This is a genomic window from Thauera phenolivorans, from assembly GCF_001696715.1.
GTDB lineage: Bacteria > Pseudomonadota > Gammaproteobacteria > Burkholderiales > Rhodocyclaceae > Thauera > Thauera phenolivorans.
In genome coordinates this window covers 118,500-134,219 of the sequence record NZ_MBFM01000006.1, presented here as the reverse complement: position 1 = coordinate 134,219, position 15,720 = coordinate 118,500, and the positions used below count along the sequence as shown (strand labels likewise).

Below are 15,720 nucleotides of genomic sequence, written 5' to 3'. Positions count from 1 at the left end.
CACCGCGATCCGCCGACAGCCGGGACTTTTAAGTCCACAAACAAGTCCATTTTTAAGGGCACGGCGGTTTCCGGATTGTTGATCGAGGGGCGAGGTCGATGTGACCAGCATCTGGTTCCTGACTCATGTTCAGGAGCAAGAGCATGGCACTCTCAGACCTGGTCGTTCGACAGGCCAAGGCAACCGGCAAGGCCTACACCCTCCCTGACTTGGATGGCCTCTCCCTGGCCGTGACGGCTGCGGGGGGCAGGACTTGGCACTTCCGCTACTACTGGGCGGGCAAGCAGAAACGGGTCTCGCTCGGAACCTACCCGGAGGTGACGCTTCGCGAGGCGCGCAGCCTGCGCGACGAAGCGCGCGCCCTGATCGCCAAGGGCATCAATCCACGTGATCACCGCAAGCAGAAGCGGACCGCTGTGCGGCTCGCCGACGAGAACAACTTCGAGGCGGTGTATCGCGGGTGGCTCGAGCATCGCGGGCTGAGCCTCAAGGAAGGCCGGCAGACGACCCTCGCGATGCTTCCGCGCATCTTCGACAGGGACGTACTCCCGACCTTGGGGAAGCGGTCGATCTATGAGATCAAGCGCCCTGATCTTCTGGAGGTGATTGCCAAGATCGAGAAGCGCAGTGCGCTCTCCATCGCCGAGAAGGTCAGGACGTGGTTCAACCAACTGTTCCGCTACGCGCTGGTGATCGTACCGGGCCTGGAGCAGAACCCTGCCTCAGATCTCGACGTGGTGGCGCTGCCACTGCCACCCGTAAGGCACAACCCGTTTCTGCGGATGGCCGAACTGCCCAAGTTGTTGCAGAGGCTGCGCAGCTATCGCGGCAGGCGGCAGACCCAGCTTGGGTTGCGGCTATTGCTGCTGACCGGCGTGCGAACCGGTGAGCTGCGGCAGGCGACGCCAGATCAATTCGATCTGGCTCGCGGGCTGTGGATCATCCCGCCCGAGGTCGTGAAGCAACTCCAGTTGGATATGCGCAAGAAGCGGCGGCAGCCGGCGGACATCCCGCCATACATCGTACCGTTGTCGATTCAAGCCATGGAGATCGTCCGGCACCTTCTGGATGAGTTCAAGCCGGCCCAGCGCTACCTTTTCCGGCACGACAGCGACCTGAAGAAGCGCATCAGCGAGAACACGCTCAACGGAGCCCTCAAGCGAATGGGTTATCAGGAACGTCTGACCGGACACGGTATCCGCGGCACGATGTCCACTGCGCTCAACGAGATCGGCTACCCGAAGGTCTGGGTGGATTCGCAGCTCTCGCATGTCGATCCCAACAAGGTCAGCGCGACCTACAACCATGCCGAGTACGTGGAGCAGCGTCGCCGGATGATGCAGGACTGGGCCGATCGCCTGGACCTCTTCGAGCAGAATCAGGTCGAGGCGGCCAGCATGCCACTCACCGTGCATCTGGAAGGCGTGCCCGCATTCCCGTGCGAGCACGCCGCAAGCGCTCCCTCGACGCCGGTTCCCGCATCGCGAATCCTGCTCGTCTCGAAGCCGGGCGACGCCATGCCCATGGTTTCTGCCGCCGCACATCGGCTGCCGGCGGTTTCGCCCCCGAGATCGGCTGCGCCGCTGGTGCCCTCGAACATTCAGCGCGAGAGGATGGAGCTGTTCGATGTCTTCGAAGCGCCGCACAACCTTCCCGTCGCCGCGTTCGCCAAGATGGCAGGCAAGTCCCGCCGGTGGATCAGCTACGAGATCAAGGCAGGCAACCTGCTGGCGTTGAACGTGGGCAACCGCGGCCAGCGTGTACCGGACTGGCACCTCGACCCACTCAAGCACGAGTTGATCCAGTCCATCCTGAAGCTGAGCCGGGGCGCGGACCCTTGGCAGATCTACCATGCACTGCTTCAACCGCGCTCGATGCTGCGGGGGCGTTCGGCACTGGAGGGCGTGACTGCCGGCAATCTCGACAAGCTCGTCATGACCGTGAGCACAGCCGTGAAGGAAACCGACTGGACCTCGCCGCACGTTCGGGTGGCCTAGCGGCAGAAGCGGGATCGTGTGGCGAAACCGCGATCCCCGCGCACCTGTCAGGACACCAAGCGCGCGCGGCGGGCGAATCTTGCCTGGGTGTCCGACAAGGAAGCGTTGCGGCGGAGCAGATAAGCCATCACGATCGTCGGTGCGCCGGCCAGCGGCCGCACAGCGACGCCGCGGTGCAGGTAGCCCGTCAGTCGCGCGGCTGGCGCAATGGCGATCCCGTACCCTGCGCCAACCAGGGTCATCGCCACATCGAATGTCGCCACCGTTTGCTCGCGCTCTTGCAGCATGCCATCGAACACGCGCTGCGCGGTCATGCGCCATGGTTCATGGGCCGTCGACTGCGAGCAGATCACGGACTGCTTGAGCACTTCCTGGCACGGCACTTCACGATAGGCCAACAGGTGGGAGCGCTTGGTCATGGCGACCGCCAGCGTGTCATGCCACAGCGGCTCGCATATCCAGCCAGGCCACTGCCAGTCAGTCGCAGACAGCGCGAAGTCGAAGCTGTCGCCCGGCAGTTCCGGGGCTCGACCGGGGTCTGTCCATCCGGCCAGGGCGACATGGGTGTCCGGCTCTTCGGCACGCTGCAGGGCGAGCACGCTTGCAAGTTGGGGCGGCACCCATTCGCCGAGCACGGCCATGCGTATCTCGGCGGTGACGTCACTCGACACCAAATCAAGCCCCCCAAGCGGCAAAAATTGTGACCACTGACGTCGCGGCCGCCCTATGCGTTAAGTTTAACGTGGTTTAGATCGTGGCCGCGATCGACGCTTTTGGCGATGCAAAAGCGTTCGATCCAAAGAGGTCGCCCCACCGGCACCACTACCTACGAAGCGAAACCAGCCATCGCGTTTGGGGCTGCCGTGCGGGAGGAAAGAACCAACCAGGGAATCGCTCAGGAAGCGCTGGCCCACATGGCCGGCATCGAACGGTCCCACATGGGCAAGATCGAGCGCGGCGAGCATGTCCCCACGCTCCCGCTCATCCTCAAGATCGCCCGTGCGCTCAAGTGCAGTTCCGCCCACTTGATGACGCTGACCGAAGCCAAGCTGGCGGAGTCGGCCCCATCCGTGGACTGAAGGCCGCCCGTGCGGCTACCGCGGCCTATCCCTGATCGTCATTACCCTTGCCGCCAAGGACTGCATTGTCACGCTTTGCAGCCTCGTCGATGAGCCGCAGGTAGGGATTATCCGGCGGCACTTCGCAGAACAACGCATCCGCGCTGTTGAGCAGGTAGCCGTGCAGGCGGCGCGACTTGCGCGGCCCCGTGACCTCACAGGTCCAGATGTTCAGCCCGCTGGGCTGCTTGCGGTGCTGTCCCAACTTTTCGAAGCGCTTCTGTACCCACTGCCACCCCTCCAGCTTCTCCTGCTTGGCCATCACAGCGACTTGAAGGAACTCCTGAGCGTAGCGCTGGAACACACCGGGACTGACGAGGTAAGCCGTGCCGGCGACGGTGTGCACCAGGGCCTTGGCGTCGTTGATGATGAGCTTGCGGGTCTGGATGCTCTGACGCAGCCAGGACATGAGGTGTGCCCCGGAAGGCTCCGTGCGATCCTCGGAAGGCCCGAGACTCATCTCCTGCGGGAGTCCGGTCGAAGGCGTCGGCTCAGTCTCGGAGACGGGACAAGCCTTGATCTCCGGTGCTGTGGATGTAGCGCTGTCGCCCAGCAGATCGAGCAGCGCGGCCACGCCGGTGTCTGCGGATGCGATCGGCGCCGTGGCCGACGGTACAGCTGCGATTCCTTCCACGCGCAGCCCATCACCCACCGCCGGCGATCGCGGCGTCGGTCCCACCTGCTCCTCTTCGACCAGCACGCGGCCTGCGAACGGCGCCGGCCGGTCGGCGGCATCCCAGATTACCGCCGGCGATACCTTCAGGAAGGTGAACGTGTGCGACCAGCCGGCGTCGCTCGTGACAACAGCCTTCCAGATCGCCTTGCCATCCGGGGTCGGCTGCACGATGCCATGATCCTGCAGCACATTGAAGACCGCCGTATTGTTCGCCGGGATACCGTCGACGCCCTGCGACAGCAGATGCGCGCGCAGCTTGTCGGAGACGGTCTTGCTCACCAGCCACAGCGCGTCCTGGGTCAGCCAGCCGTCCGCCGGCCCCCCATGGTTCAACTTGAGCTCTTCCTTGAGCAGGTAGCGCAAGCCGTCGAGCAGTTTGCGTTGCAGCGCATGCCGGGGCGCCGTCAGCGCCTTGCTGGGATCGCCGCCGAGTTCCTGGGCGACGGATGCCTGGTCGGCCTGCACGACCAGTTCGCCGAGCGTGCCGGCGTGCTCGTACTGACCGGCCAGCACGTACAGCAGCGCGGCCCAGAGGTCGGGATAGCCGCTGAGCCAGTCGAAGATGTCCCGATCGAGGATGTGTGCGTAGAGCAGCCCTGTGGCGGCGCTGTGCAGGCGGTACTCGCGCTCCCTTCGGTAACGGAAGCGGTACGGCTTTCGCAACGGGCCGTGCCAGGGATGCCAGATGCTGCCGTCAGCGTGCTCGACGTACAGATCGACCGCAATCTTGCCGATGTCGTGCAGCAGGGCCGCGTAGGCCGTGCCTGCGGTCCAGGCTTCGGCCTGGGCCGCCTGTGCCTCGGGTGTGACGCCGGCAGGCAGCAGGTACGACTGCCGCAATTTCACTGCATAGGCGACGATCTCCAGGCCGTGGTCCAGCATGCCGCCTGGATAGGCATGGTGGTGGTTTTCGGAGGCAGGGAACTGCTGGACGAGATCAGCGTAGCGCTCAAGTGGGGCGAGGTAGAGCGTGGCGAACTGTCGGCGCGAGAGCGATGTACGCTGCCAGATGTGTTCCAGCAGTTTCTGCCGACGCGGCGTGGCCAGCAGTGATGTGGCCGACTCCGGCCACATCAACCCTTTCGGAGCTTCGATGGCGGATGTGGGCGGTGTGCCGGCGGTGGGTGGCACCCGTTTGCGCTGGAACAGCGAGAGCATGGCAAACCCCGGATGGCGGGCTGCTCGAGGGCGCCTTTTTGGCCTTTTCAGGATAGAGCCTTTCCCCTTGGCGCCCTTCCTTTGCCCCTTCCCAGCCCTTTGGCCTTTGTCGGAAGCCTTTGGATATAGGGCCGCTGCTGCGCGGGCGCCACAATGAATGCGGCATGGGGAAATCCCGGCAAGTGGGGCGCTGCGGGACGCTCGTCAGCTCTGGCCCAAGCCGGCGTCGAGGGCGGCGGATTGCGCTGCGAAGTCGTCGGGACGGCGCTTGCGGAAGGTTTCGAGATTGGCGAGCTTCCAGCGCAGTGCCGGCAGTTGCGCGGCGTGCTGGCACTGCACCAGCGACCAGTCCGGTTCTGCGCGCGCCAGCCCGCTCAGAAACTGCTTGTGCGCGGTGCTCAGTCGCCGTGGCAGCTCGCGCCGCATCCTGGCGCGAGCGTCGAGCAGTGTTTCCAGGGAGCAGCCCACTTCGGCCATGCCGACAAAGGCCCGCTCGTACTCGCCGGCGATGTCCTTGTCGTTACCGAACAGCACTTCGTGGGGCGGCCGGTTGTGGCCCGCCAGATAGATCACGAAGCACTCGACCATGCCGTCGCTGATGTCGCCCGACTCAAAGAGCTGCCACACGTCGAACAGGTCGCGGGGGTGCTGCCGATCCAGCGCGGCCACCAGCTTGCTGGCGCTCAGCGGCCGCCGCTCGACGGGCAGCACGCTGCCTCGGAACACGACGTTGACCTCGATCTTCACCTGGCTGGCGTCGTTCTCGACGATCAGCTTGGTGTCTCCCAGGTCCTTGGCGCGAACCAGGCGTGTCTGCACGCCCAGTGGCGCAACGCGCGTGGCGATGGCGGCCAGCTCCTGGTTGATGGCTTGCAGCGCTTCGTCGCGCGGCGTCTGCCACGGGAGGTACACCACGTCGATGTCCACTGAAAGGCGCGGCATCTCCCGCACGAAGAGGTTGATGGCCGTGCCGCCCTTCATGGCGAAGATGTCGTTGGCGAACACGTCGGGCGCGACGGCCAGCAGCAGGCGAACGGTGTCCGCGTAGGTCTTATCCATGAGGTCTCAGGCTCAGCAAGGTGCCGTCATCGAGCCGGCTCATCCAGCGCGTGTTGCTGCCGGTGCGAACCGGGTACTGCTCCAGCAGGGCATCGACATCCACGAGGCTGGTCTCGCGCGCCCAGGTCAGGAACAGGCGCACGGCCTTCACGCTGGCGCAGCAGGACAGCAGTTGCCCGAGTAAGTCCTTGCGGGGGGAACGCAGTCCATCGAAGAGGTTGCGGGCCTCTTCGAGGCTCTGCTTGACGCCGGCTTCGTACAGCAGCTCCAGCACGGCACGCTCGGGGGCTGCCACCCGCAGATCCTCGGGCAGGCCAGGCGGCGTGGTCAGGGTCTTGCCGGCCAGCGCCGTGTCCGGCCAGTCGAACAGGCGGGCGTGGACGTAGCGGGCCGGAAAGCGCGAAGTGAACCAGGCCGGCAACGCGAAGCGACCGTCGCCCCACAGCACCAGCGCCTCCCGGCTGCCCAGGTTGTAACGCACGCCCTGCAGGGCCAGGGCGCTCTTGCCGCCGACGTGCAGGCCGGGCACGCGCTGTTGCAGGAACTTCAGCGCACCGTAGACCCCGAACTCATCGTTCGGGAAGGCATAGACGCCATGGGCCAGGCGCACGAGCCACCCGCCGTCGGCATAGTGGGCGGCGAGCTGGGGCGATACCCCGAACTGGCTCAGGGTGGCAAGGTCGAACGGCGCCCCGCGGGGGAGTCCCGCCTGCAGCCGCTTGATTACCTGGTGCCTAGAATTTCCGTCCATGCTATAAAAATAGCACGGAATCCAATCAATCCCTAGAGCTATCGCAAGAACGTGCAGGGAAAGTAGCATAACGTTTGATTTCCATCGCAGAATCTAATCGACCTGCGACCCGAGCCAACCCGGCTCTGCCAGCCGCAACCCGCCCCTCCTGATCGCAGTCTATGCTGGAGGGCAAGCCACGACCGGCCACTCCGCGAGGTGAGGCAACACTGAAGCCGAGGCACATGAGCATGACCACCAACACGCACAACGAGCGCTGGAGCCTCCGGCTGGGCCGGGGGGCTGGCCGTGCCTGGCGTGGATACCTGCGCCGCGAGCAGCGTGTCGCCGGCTGGCTGGTGACGCGCGGGGTGCCTGCGGGCGCGACCTCGACGGTGCTCTGGATCATCAAGCTCGCCGTCCTCGGTGCGTTGCTCTACTCCGCGTTCTGGCTGGCCCTGCTGCTGGTCTTTGCCGTGGTCGCTGCATGGCTCGCACGGAACGTCGATTACGACGATGAGTGCCAGCCGGAATGGCGCGAAGGGCACGGCGGCTTTGGTCTGTACGACAAGAATGAGTGGCGCCACGACACGGGCGACCCCGACGAGCCGTAGCTATCGCAGCGGCGCGAGTGAGTGCCCTTACTTGGCAGCGCCTTTCGCTGCCGTCATCGCAAGGCGAGAGCCACCACCGCCAGCCGCCTTTGCGTCGCCGGTAGCGACGGTAAGCGCTCCAAGAATGTTGCCTGCCCGTACACCAGCCCAGGCCAGTGCCATCACCCAAAACGTCGGCAACACGATGAACATCATCGCCATGACGAAGTTCAGCAGCATGTCACCGAACGCATTGTTCAGGCCGATCAATGGATCGAAGTTGGCGTGCGGCCTGTCCGCGCCAAACCCCCGGCCGTAAAGCGCGTCCAGGAGCGTGCTGTCGATCCAGCGCGCAAGCTGGAACCAGAAATCCACGAAGAACAGCGCGAACTGGACGCAGCTGACGGTCACCGCCGTCTTCAGGTCGTAGGTGCCGATGATCAGCACCAGCGGGATGCAGATGACGAGCGCCATCTTGAGCATCGTCAGAACCATCGGCAGCGCCTGGCGCACCACGTCCATCGCGGGAAAGAAGCCCAGCGCGCCAACGGTCATCCCCAACTCGCCCGCGCCGCGTGTGACGAAGTTTGGCAGCGTCTTGTCGATCTGGCCGCCGTAGTCGGTGTAGATGGCGCCCTGGTTCATCTTCTGCTGCCGCGGTGAGACGACGGCGCGGATCACCGCGTCATTGACCTCGCCTTGCGACAGGAAGCCCACCCAGCGCCCGATGCGGGTCAGCAGATCCGGGGCGACCTGTGCCAGAAGCCGGCCGCGCAGTCCCTGATCGCCATCGGCCCACCACTGCCGGCAGGACGGATAGCCGCCGCCGCTGTCCACCTGTGCCAACCCTGCATCGCGGGTCGCGTCGTAGGGCCAGGCCGTGCGCGGAGTTTTCGAGCGATAGGTGTCATAGAAGCCGGGCGTGTCGAGGAAGTAACTCGATCCGATCCAGCTGACGTCGTTCAACTGCTCCTCGGAAAGCGTCGGACGACTCATGAACAGCTTTGCGCGCGACGGCCCGTAGCAGTCATGCGTGAAATCGGCGACCTCCTGTGCCAGCACCGGATCATCGATCCGCGTGGCATCGACATCCATGCGGATCTGACGCAGGTCGTTGCCGCAGGGAATCGCTGCCACCGCGGCGCCCGTGACCGCCTTCGAGATGGAATGCATGAAGAACCACCACACCGGCACCAGCGCACTCTGGTTGTCGAGCGTGGTGTAGACGTTGGCCCAGCCCGTGTCGTTGGGCAGCGGGACGCTGACCTGACATTGCGCGGAGCGCGTGGTGTCGAACTTGATCGTGGCGAGATCCACCGGGACGAACGGGATGCCGGCGAACAGGATGACCACGATCGCCACCCACACCCGGTTCTCGATGCGCATCGACGACAGCACGCCCTTGTTCCCCTCATCCGCGCCTTCGCTGCGGGCCTTGAGCCATTCCTGGATCACGATCGCCACGAAGGGCAGCGCGAACACGCCGCTGGCAACGAGGATGTTCCAGATGCCATTGCTGACCACCCAGGCCAGCAGAGTCAGGTAATACTCCAGGTAGTCCGTGGTGTAGAGCGTCATGCCCGCTTCCTGATCTCAGCCATGCCGTAACGCTTGGCTGGCTTCCAGTGCGACCACGGCAATCACGACGGCGATCTCCGTCCGGAGCAGCCGCTGACGCGTCTCGCGGGACGGCTCCCGCCGCAACAGGCGCCGACGCATCCACCACCAGCCGTACGCCGTCGCCCCGTAGAGGCCAAGCCGCCACACAAAGAAGTGGCCGGCGTGCGCCTGCAGCCAGTGCTGCCAGTCCTCGAAACCGCCGATCATGTGGATGCCGGCGATGTTCACCACCGCCGCGACAGCCACCACCAACAGGGTGCACAGCAGCCCAACACCAACGCGGCGCTTGAACAGCCAAGGCAACCGCCGCCAGCTCACCCGGCTCATGGCGTAACGCTCCGCGGCTTCTGGACTTCCCGCAGCCGGTCGCGCAGGGTGTCGCCCTCGAAGACGCCGCGCGAGCCGGCAGCGCGGGTGCTGTGGCGCTGGACGATCGCCATCGCCGCGTTACCGGCCAGCGTGCGGCGCAGCTCCAGCTCAGTCTTGAGGTTGTCGATCTCCTGCTCCAGCGCCCTGCTCTCCTGGTCGACTGCCCGCACGGCCAGTTCGTTGGCAGCAACGTTCGGCTCCTTCTTGCCGGTCAGCAACGTGCGTTGCAGCAGCAAGGCCTTCTCCAGCACGCTCGACAGCGCCGCCTCCGACGCCAGGCGCTTGCCCAGCACGTCCTGATCGGGTTCGTCACGCAGGGCCTCGATCACGCCGCGGGTGATTGGCAGCGAGCTGCTGCCGGCCGCGTCGAGATTGGTCGGCGTCGTCGGTCGGGCGCCCGATACCAACTCCTGCAACACCAGCAGCTTGGTCTCGTACTCTTCCTGGATCATTGGCGTCAGCCCGACGCCAGGCGTGGTCTGGGTCTTCGTGCAGTTTTCGCAGGTGCGCTGCTCGCGTTCGCCCAACACGCGGTCGCCGGACTTCAGCGCGGCGTCGTTCAGTTGCCAATCGTCGTCGCAAAGGCCGCCCCAGTCGCCATGAAGATGGCGGCGCAGGTACGGCGTGGGATTGAGCCGGCCCTGTCGGACCAGCTCGTCGACGCCAGCGGTCATGACCACCTGCCCGGGCGAAAAGCGTGCTTGTGATGCGAGGTTGAGGACTGCGAGTGCCATGGTGGTTTCTCCTTTCGGAAAAGAGGGCCACGGCACCCCATCGGGGCAACGTGACCCCGGTGGGTGAAAAGCATGACGGCGAACCGTCAGGGAACAGCGATCAGCGGATGGTCAGCACTTCGCCCCACGTGGGCGAGCCCAGCGTCAAGTCCCATGCACGAATGACCGGCACAAACTTGTCGGTGAGGATGCGCGTCTCGGCCACGGAGCCGTCGTCGCGTTCGGTGTATTCCGTCTGGAGCATCTTCTCCTTGTGGGTATCACCTTTGGCGACGAGCACACGCCCGGTCCTGGACCTCACCGCGCCGGAGATCGCGCCCGCGGCCAGAGCCAGGGCGAGATGCCAGTGCGACAAGGCCCGCGCAGGTGGCCGCAGCGACTGCTGTGCAGCAGCTAGGTGCGTCTCGAGCGCCGGCCAGAGTCCTTGAAGCCGGCCGACTTCATCGGCGAACTGCTCGGGCTCCATCGTCACGCGATAGAAGTGCTCCGGCTCGGCCGGACTGACGGGGACGGTGTACGGCAGGAACGGCCATTCGAGCGGCAATTCCTCGGCCTGCGTCTCGTCTTGCCCGATCTGCAGCAGCAGACCACGCGCGGCCTTGGCCGACTCCGACGCCTGGTCGCGCTGGCGAACCCGGCGACCGAAGACCACCACCTGCCTGAACTGCGTTTCCACCGCACGGTAGATGCGCAGATCGGCGAAGTGGCGCGTCAGCCATCCGACCAGCTCGGCGTCGAGCACGTAGGACGGCACGATGAAGATCAGCATGCCGCCATACTGCAGCAGCGGCAGCGCGCGCTGGTAGAAGAGCTTCTCCAGCCGCGCACGGCCCTGGCCCTGATAGCCGATGTTGCCGTTCACGTCCTTGCTCAGGTCGCCATAGGGCGGGTTGAGCCACAGCAGCCCGAAGGACTGGCGCGAGATCAGGGTGTCCATCAGGTCGCCGTGGATGCAGCGATCGACCAGTTGCCGTGCGTGGCGGGCACGTTCGGCGTCGTACTCGACGGCGAAGGCCTGAACCTGCTCACGCCCGAGGGCGTGGGCGGCTTCGGCGATCGCCACGCCTTCGCCGGCGCAGGGATCGAGGATGCACAGCGGGCCGTCGGCGGGCGCCAGTGCGGCGAGCGCTCTTTCGAGCGTGGATTCATCGGTGGGGAAGTACCCGTTCTTCACGAAATTGCGGGCGAGCCGCGGGAACATGAGTGCCATGGGAATCTCCTGGGCATGTCGATGGAGGGAAGCGGACCTGCGCGTGGGCACGTCCGGTGGGGAGACTTCAGGCCACCGCTTCGAGCGGCAGGTCGGAGGTGATCGGGTACCCGAAGGCCTCCGTGGTGAGCACGTTGCTGCGGATCAAGCCGCCCAGCGCCTGGGTCAGCGCCGGCACATCGATGGCAAGCCGATGGCCTTCCAATGGCCCGAGGGCAAACGGAAGACGGGTCAGCATCGACCGCGCATGCAACAGATCCAGCACGATGTCGCGCCAGTGATCGAGCAGCGGCAGCGGGCAGGTGTCGCGCACGAGCGACCACAGCCGGTCGACCCGCTGTGCAGACTCGCGCGGGAGCAGCGCCAGCGCGCTGGCGTTTGCCTTGTCCGGCTTCACGGCGCGACGGTCGAACAGCCACACGTTGGTCAGCGAGCCGAACAGCGTGCGGCGGTAGGCGCGGGTAATGCGCTTCTCCAGGTTCTCGACGTTGCCGACGAAGAGTGGGACGCTTGCACCCTGGTCGGTGATGACATGGAACTGGTCCAACCCCTGCGCATCGCGCCCGAGGGTCAGGCGAGCCAGAAACTCCTGGACGGCGGTGTCGCGCGCCCAGACGGACAGGAAGACCAGGTTGCCGTGCTCGTCACCCACGCAGCAGTCGGCCATGAGGTCGGGGCACTCGTCGATGCGGTACAGCGTCCTGGAAGGATGGGTCGCAGGCATGGTGTTGTCCTCGAAGGAATCGGGGACAGCACGGCCCGCCGGGGCAGTTGCTGCCCCAGGGGTGGACGAAAGCGCCGCAAGCGGCATGGCGAAGAGACGGATCTGTGCGTCGCAACGCACCATAGCCTTGAAGATCCTGGCTACCTGGGCATGTTGTCGGCATCGCCGACGGACATGGGGGCAGATTGCTTCAGGCGATCAATGGGCCGAAGCGAAAAACCGCCTCGCGGTGTGCCCTTGTTTGGCTGCCTGGCGCCAATGCCCTGAGGAGCGAGTCGGCCATCAATACCGTCGCCCCAGTTCGCTGTAGCGAGGTTCGACAGCCTGGGCGAGACCTTTCGGCTGCAAGAAATGGGCGGGTGCGAATGTCAGACAAGCGATCGGGAACCAGTCGGTCGACGGTTATGACCATGGGTCAAGTCGTCGGCCAGTTCGGTCCTTCGATTCTGCTTGGCTGCATGCGAAGGGGATGACCGTCTGCTGGGATTTCCAATTCACCCTAACGACCCTGACCTGACGGTCGCTGAAGCGAAGGATGGGCGACTCTTTCCCAAGCGAACCGGCCGTTCCCGGGCAACTCTGTTACCGCTACCGCTGGAAAAAATATGTATGGGATGTATGACGGCCCTTCCTATTGGACAGAACAGCGTCGACTGCCCAATATTATGCGCGGCGCGCCCGCGATCTCGAAGCCTCTGGAAAAAGGAACGACAGGAGCGACTCCAGTCTGTCAATCGGCCCGTGCCGACGGACCAGCGGCAGTATTCCTTGACTGGTCCGTTGGAACTTAGTGACATGCCACCATCCGACCGGTCTCCGACCACCTCGACATCAGCCCCTCTAGCCATTAGGGAACCTCTGATCTATTCAGAGCCGGTAAAATACTGAGGTCATAACCCGCGCTGCCACCATGAAGCAAACGACCTTCGCCTCGCTGGCCTTCGAACGAAAGAAGAAACAGACTCGTCGGGAGCGTTTCCTGGCCGAGATGGAGGCCGTGGTGCCTTGGACAGCGCTGCTGGCTGTGATCGAGCCGCACTACCCGACGACGGGCCGGCGTGGTCGCCCGCCGATGCCGCTCTCGACGATGTTGCGGATCTACTTCATGCAGCAGTGGTACGCGCTGTCGGATCCGGCGATGGAAGATGCGCTCTACGAGGTCGAGTCGATGCGCCGCTTTGCTGGGCTGGACCTCACCGACGACGCGATGCCCGACGAGACGACGATCCTCAAGTTCCGCCACCTGCTCGAGAAGCACGCACTGACCTCGCAGATGATGAACATCATCAACGACACGCTCGATCAGCGTGGTCTCTTGCTCAAGGGCGGCACGATGGTCGACGCCACGATCATCCATGCGCCGCCCTCGACGAAGAACCAGGAACGCAAGCGCGACCCCGAGATGCATCAGACCAAGAAGGGCAACCAGTGGTACTTCGGCATGAAGGTTCATGTGGGCGCCGACGTCAATTCCGGGCTCGTGCATACCGTTTCGGTGACGCCTGCCAACGTCTCGGACATCAACCAATTGCCGCATCTGGTGCGTGAGGATGACCGGGCGGTGTTCGGCGACAAGGGGTACGTGAACAACAAGCTCAAGCGCGTCGCGCGCAAGGCGGGCCTGTTCTGGGGCGTCTCGCTCAAGGCCAGCAAGCAGCACCCGCTGACCGAGGCGAACAAGCGTTTCAACCACAAGATGTCCTCGATCCGCGCGCGGGTGGAGCATGTCTTGCGCGTCATCAAGCGCCAGTTCGGCTACACGAAGGTGCGCTACAAGGGGATCGCGAAGAACGCCGCACAGGTGTTCTCGTTGATCGGTCTGACCAATCTTTATCTTGCGAGGCGCGCCTTGATGACTTGATGGGCGAAATCCGCCCGCTGCGCCCGAAAATGGGCGCTCGGGGCCTGAAAGGCCTCGAAAAACAGCGGTAGAAGCGGAAAAAGCGATCATCGGGGTCAGTGGAACCGGCTGGCTTGGGTGAGCGTGCTCAGTACTTCAATTGTAAGCGCTCCACGAACCCCATCCTTCCGGGGCTCGCTACGCTGTGATCAACTGCTCAGCCTTGAGACTCCAGGGCAGGAGGGCCTCGAAGTGTTCGACGGTGGTCGCGGTAGGCAAGGCGCGCAGTACGTGGCGCAGCCACAGGTACGGCTCGACGTTGTTGGCCTTGGCGGTCTCGATCAGCGAGTAGATGAGCGCGCTGGCACGCGCGCCGGCCTGGGTGTCCGAGAAGAGCCACGCCTTCCTCCCAACGACGAAGGGTCGGATGGCGTTTTCGGCCGGGTTGTTGTCGATCGGCAGGTCGCCGCGCTCGAGGTAGCGCGTCAGTCGCGGCCACTGCCGATGCAGGTAGCCTAGGGCACCGCCGAGTATCGAGGTGGGCGGCACGGTGGGGAGCACCTGATCGAGCCAACCGCGAAGCTCACCGATGACGGCACGGCTTCGGCTCTGGCGTAGCGCCAGACGCTCGGCGTCGTTCAGTTCGCGCGCCTCCTTCTCGATGGCGTAGAGCTTGCCGATCAGGGCCAGCGCCTCGTGGGCGCGACCACGCTTGCCTTCGGGCAGCACCTTGCCGGCATCGACGAAACGACGGCGTGCATGGACCCAGCAACCGAGCCGGGTCACCCCTTCGGTGAAGGCAATGGCGCCGTAGCTCTCGAGCCCGTCGGCCATCAGATGCCCCTTCCAGCCTTCGAGCAGGCGCAAGGGCACCGCCTGCGCGCGGCTCGGATCGTACTCGAAGAGAATCACCGGCCTACCCGGCGGGCCACCGCGCTGCACCCACATCTGGCTCTTGCTGGTCGCCGCCCGGCCAGGCTCCTTGAGCACCTGGACCGGGGTTTCGTCCATGTGGATGACGTCGTGCCCGAGCAGCACATCGCGCATCAGGTTGGCGACCGGCTGCAGTGCCCGTGCGGTGCCGATCACCCAGCGCGCCAGGGTCTGGCGCGGCACGAGCACGCCTGCGCGGGCGAGCACGTACTCGAAACGCGCCAGCGGCAGCCCATCGACGTACTTGGTGACGAGCAGCATCGCCAGCAGGTCGTTGCTCGCGTTGCTCTTGGGTAGCACCTGCGCCGGGGCGCGGGCGCTGACGGGCGCCTGGTCGCCCTTGGGACAGCCGTAGCGCTTCTTGATGTGGCGCAGCACGCGCACCTGCATCGGCACGATATCGAGCTGTTCGCTGACGTCCTGGCCGATCTCGACCATGGGCGTGCCGCAGGCGCAGGTGCGCTCGGCCTCGGGGACGTCATGGATGACGTCGATGCGCGGCAGCTCGATGGGCAAGGGCTTGCGCTTGCCGCGCGCCTTCTTCTTGCCGGCGTCGGCCGGGGTCTGGCCAGACGGCTCGGTGGCCGGGGGCGGCAGAGTCGCGGTGTCGTCCGCCTCGGGTGCGGATGCGGCCAGCGCTTCGGCCTCGTCGAAGAGCCAGCCCTGGCCCGCGTGCGATTCGCTGCTGGGCCCGAACATGCGCCGACGCGCCAGGCGTAGTTGCTCGTAGATCTCGAGGATGCGCGCCTCGAAGGCCTTTTGCAGTTCCGCCTCGCGGGCATCAAAGGCTGCCTGCCGTTCGGCTTCACGTGCCTCGAACGCCTGCTGCTGTGCCAGCAGCAAAGCTTTGAGCGCCGCTGGATCGTCGGGCAACTGCTCGGGGAGGACGGATGCGCACACGCCGACGGCGGGGTTCGAGCGAGGGACGGCGGTACGTTGCGGCATGCCGGAATTATACC

13 protein-coding genes and 2 pseudogenes are annotated in these 15,720 nt (G+C 65.1%); 4 read left to right on the top strand and 11 right to left on the bottom strand.

What is annotated here, in order from left to right; all coding sequences use genetic code 11:
• Positions 1-143 precede the first annotated feature (143 nt).
• Positions 144-1,997 (top strand): tyrosine-type recombinase/integrase, encoded by a 1,854-nt coding sequence (locus BB334_RS16585; RefSeq protein ID WP_068809604.1) that lies wholly within the window; start codon positions 144-146, stop codon positions 1,995-1,997.
• Positions 1,998-2,044: 47 nt separating this feature from the next.
• Here BB334_RS16585 and BB334_RS16580 read toward each other — a convergent pair whose 3' ends face one another.
• Positions 2,045-2,668 carry a substrate-binding domain-containing protein gene (locus BB334_RS16580; RefSeq protein WP_456300367.1) on the bottom strand — a complete coding sequence of 208 codons (624 nt, stop codon included), beginning with the start codon at positions 2,666-2,668 and terminating at the stop codon, positions 2,045-2,047.
• Positions 2,669-2,776: 108 nt separating this feature from the next.
• Between BB334_RS16580 and BB334_RS16575 the strand changes: the two genes are divergently transcribed.
• Positions 2,777-3,076 (top strand): helix-turn-helix domain-containing protein, encoded by a 300-nt coding sequence (locus BB334_RS16575; protein ID WP_068809603.1) that lies wholly within the window; start codon positions 2,777-2,779, stop codon positions 3,074-3,076.
• 25 nt (positions 3,077-3,101) lie between these two features.
• On the opposite strand, the gene mobH is transcribed toward BB334_RS16575, so the two are convergent.
• The 3 genes from mobH to BB334_RS16560 all read right to left on the bottom strand — a co-directional run bounded on the left by mobH (position 3,102) and on the right by BB334_RS16560 (position 6,759).
• Entirely contained in the window at positions 3,102-4,949 is a 1,848-nt protein-coding gene (gene mobH / locus BB334_RS16570) for a MobH family relaxase (RefSeq protein WP_068809602.1), read from the bottom strand.
• Between the two features lie 204 nt (positions 4,950-5,153).
• Positions 5,154-6,008 (bottom strand): nucleotidyl transferase AbiEii/AbiGii toxin family protein, encoded by an 855-nt coding sequence (locus tag BB334_RS16565; RefSeq protein WP_068809601.1) that lies wholly within the window; start codon positions 6,006-6,008, stop codon positions 5,154-5,156.
• The gene (locus tag BB334_RS16560) at positions 6,001-6,759 is read right to left on the bottom strand and encodes a type IV toxin-antitoxin system AbiEi family antitoxin domain-containing protein (protein WP_068809600.1); all 759 of its coding nucleotides are present in this window, start codon (positions 6,757-6,759) and stop codon (positions 6,001-6,003) included. Before BB334_RS16560 ends, BB334_RS16565 begins: the two co-directional genes overlap by 8 nt.
• A 224-nt stretch (positions 6,760-6,983) precedes the next feature.
• On the opposite strand from BB334_RS16560, the gene BB334_RS16555 reads away from it, so the two are divergent.
• Positions 6,984-7,352, top strand: a complete 369-nt coding sequence (locus BB334_RS16555) for a DUF3742 family protein (protein WP_068809599.1) — start codon at positions 6,984-6,986, stop codon at positions 7,350-7,352.
• Positions 7,353-7,379: 27 nt separating this feature from the next.
• Here BB334_RS16555 and BB334_RS16550 read toward each other — a convergent pair whose 3' ends face one another.
• From BB334_RS16550 to BB334_RS16530, 6 genes and pseudogenes are all read right to left on the bottom strand, one after another.
• A complete protein-coding gene (locus BB334_RS16550) occupies positions 7,380-8,909 on the bottom strand; it encodes a conjugal transfer protein TraG N-terminal domain-containing protein (protein WP_068809598.1) in 1,530 nt (509 codons plus the stop codon).
• A gap of 15 nt (positions 8,910-8,924) precedes the next feature.
• Positions 8,925-9,278: a hypothetical protein gene (locus BB334_RS16545; protein WP_004358306.1), complete on the bottom strand. Its 354-nt coding sequence runs from the start codon at positions 9,276-9,278 to the stop codon at positions 8,925-8,927.
• Positions 9,275-9,856, bottom strand: a pseudogene (locus tag BB334_RS16540) (integrating conjugative element protein); the annotation flags it as partial. The pseudogene BB334_RS16540 and the gene BB334_RS16545, both read right to left, overlap by 4 nt.
• Positions 9,854-10,054, bottom strand: a pseudogene (locus BB334_RS18555) (hypothetical protein); the annotation flags it as partial. The pseudogenes BB334_RS16540 and BB334_RS18555, both read right to left, overlap by 3 nt.
• A gap of 100 nt (positions 10,055-10,154) precedes the next feature.
• Complete coding sequence (locus BB334_RS16535; protein WP_068809597.1) at positions 10,155-11,264, bottom strand: DUF6094 domain-containing protein; 1,110 nt, start codon at positions 11,262-11,264, stop codon at positions 10,155-10,157.
• A 67-nt stretch (positions 11,265-11,331) separates the two neighbouring features.
• Positions 11,332-11,988 carry a hypothetical protein gene (locus BB334_RS16530; RefSeq protein WP_068809596.1) on the bottom strand — a complete coding sequence of 219 codons (657 nt, stop codon included), beginning with the start codon at positions 11,986-11,988 and terminating at the stop codon, positions 11,332-11,334.
• A gap of 910 nt (positions 11,989-12,898) precedes the next feature.
• Here BB334_RS16530 and BB334_RS16525 point away from each other — a divergent pair.
• A complete protein-coding gene (locus BB334_RS16525; protein WP_068809595.1) occupies positions 12,899-13,849 on the top strand; it encodes an IS5 family transposase in 951 nt (316 codons plus the stop codon).
• A gap of 177 nt (positions 13,850-14,026) precedes the next feature.
• Here the strand turns inward: BB334_RS16525 and tnpC are convergent, their stop codons facing one another.
• Positions 14,027-15,706 (bottom strand): IS66 family transposase, encoded by a 1,680-nt coding sequence (tnpC, locus tag BB334_RS16520; protein WP_068806079.1) that lies wholly within the window; start codon positions 15,704-15,706, stop codon positions 14,027-14,029.
• Positions 15,707-15,720: the final 14 nt, after the last annotated feature.

What these genes read in the sequence shown, in the direction of transcription:
- BB334_RS16585 (WP_068809604.1), top strand. Translation starts at nt 144, where the DNA reads ATGGCACTCTCAGACCTGGTCGTTCGACAGGCCAAGGCAACCGGCAAG.
- BB334_RS16575 (WP_068809603.1), top strand. Translation starts at nt 2,777, where the DNA reads ATGCAAAAGCGTTCGATCCAAAGAGGTCGCCCCACCGGCACCACTACC.
- mobH (WP_068809602.1), bottom strand. Translation starts at nt 4,949, where the DNA reads ATGCTCTCGCTGTTCCAGCGCAAACGGGTGCCACCCACCGCCGGCACA.
- BB334_RS16565 (WP_068809601.1), bottom strand. Translation starts at nt 6,008, where the DNA reads ATGGATAAGACCTACGCGGACACCGTTCGCCTGCTGCTGGCCGTCGCG.
- BB334_RS16560 (WP_068809600.1), bottom strand. Translation starts at nt 6,759, where the DNA reads ATGGACGGAAATTCTAGGCACCAGGTAATCAAGCGGCTGCAGGCGGGA.
- BB334_RS16555 (WP_068809599.1), top strand. Translation starts at nt 6,984, where the DNA reads ATGAGCATGACCACCAACACGCACAACGAGCGCTGGAGCCTCCGGCTG.
- BB334_RS16550 (WP_068809598.1), bottom strand. Translation starts at nt 8,909, where the DNA reads ATGACGCTCTACACCACGGACTACCTGGAGTATTACCTGACTCTGCTG.
- BB334_RS16545 (WP_004358306.1), bottom strand. Translation starts at nt 9,278, where the DNA reads ATGAGCCGGGTGAGCTGGCGGCGGTTGCCTTGGCTGTTCAAGCGCCGC.
- BB334_RS16535 (WP_068809597.1), bottom strand. Translation starts at nt 11,264, where the DNA reads ATGGCACTCATGTTCCCGCGGCTCGCCCGCAATTTCGTGAAGAACGGG.
- BB334_RS16530 (WP_068809596.1), bottom strand. Translation starts at nt 11,988, where the DNA reads ATGCCTGCGACCCATCCTTCCAGGACGCTGTACCGCATCGACGAGTGC.
- BB334_RS16525 (WP_068809595.1), top strand. Translation starts at nt 12,899, where the DNA reads ATGAAGCAAACGACCTTCGCCTCGCTGGCCTTCGAACGAAAGAAGAAA.
- tnpC (WP_068806079.1), bottom strand. Translation starts at nt 15,706, where the DNA reads ATGCCGCAACGTACCGCCGTCCCTCGCTCGAACCCCGCCGTCGGCGTG.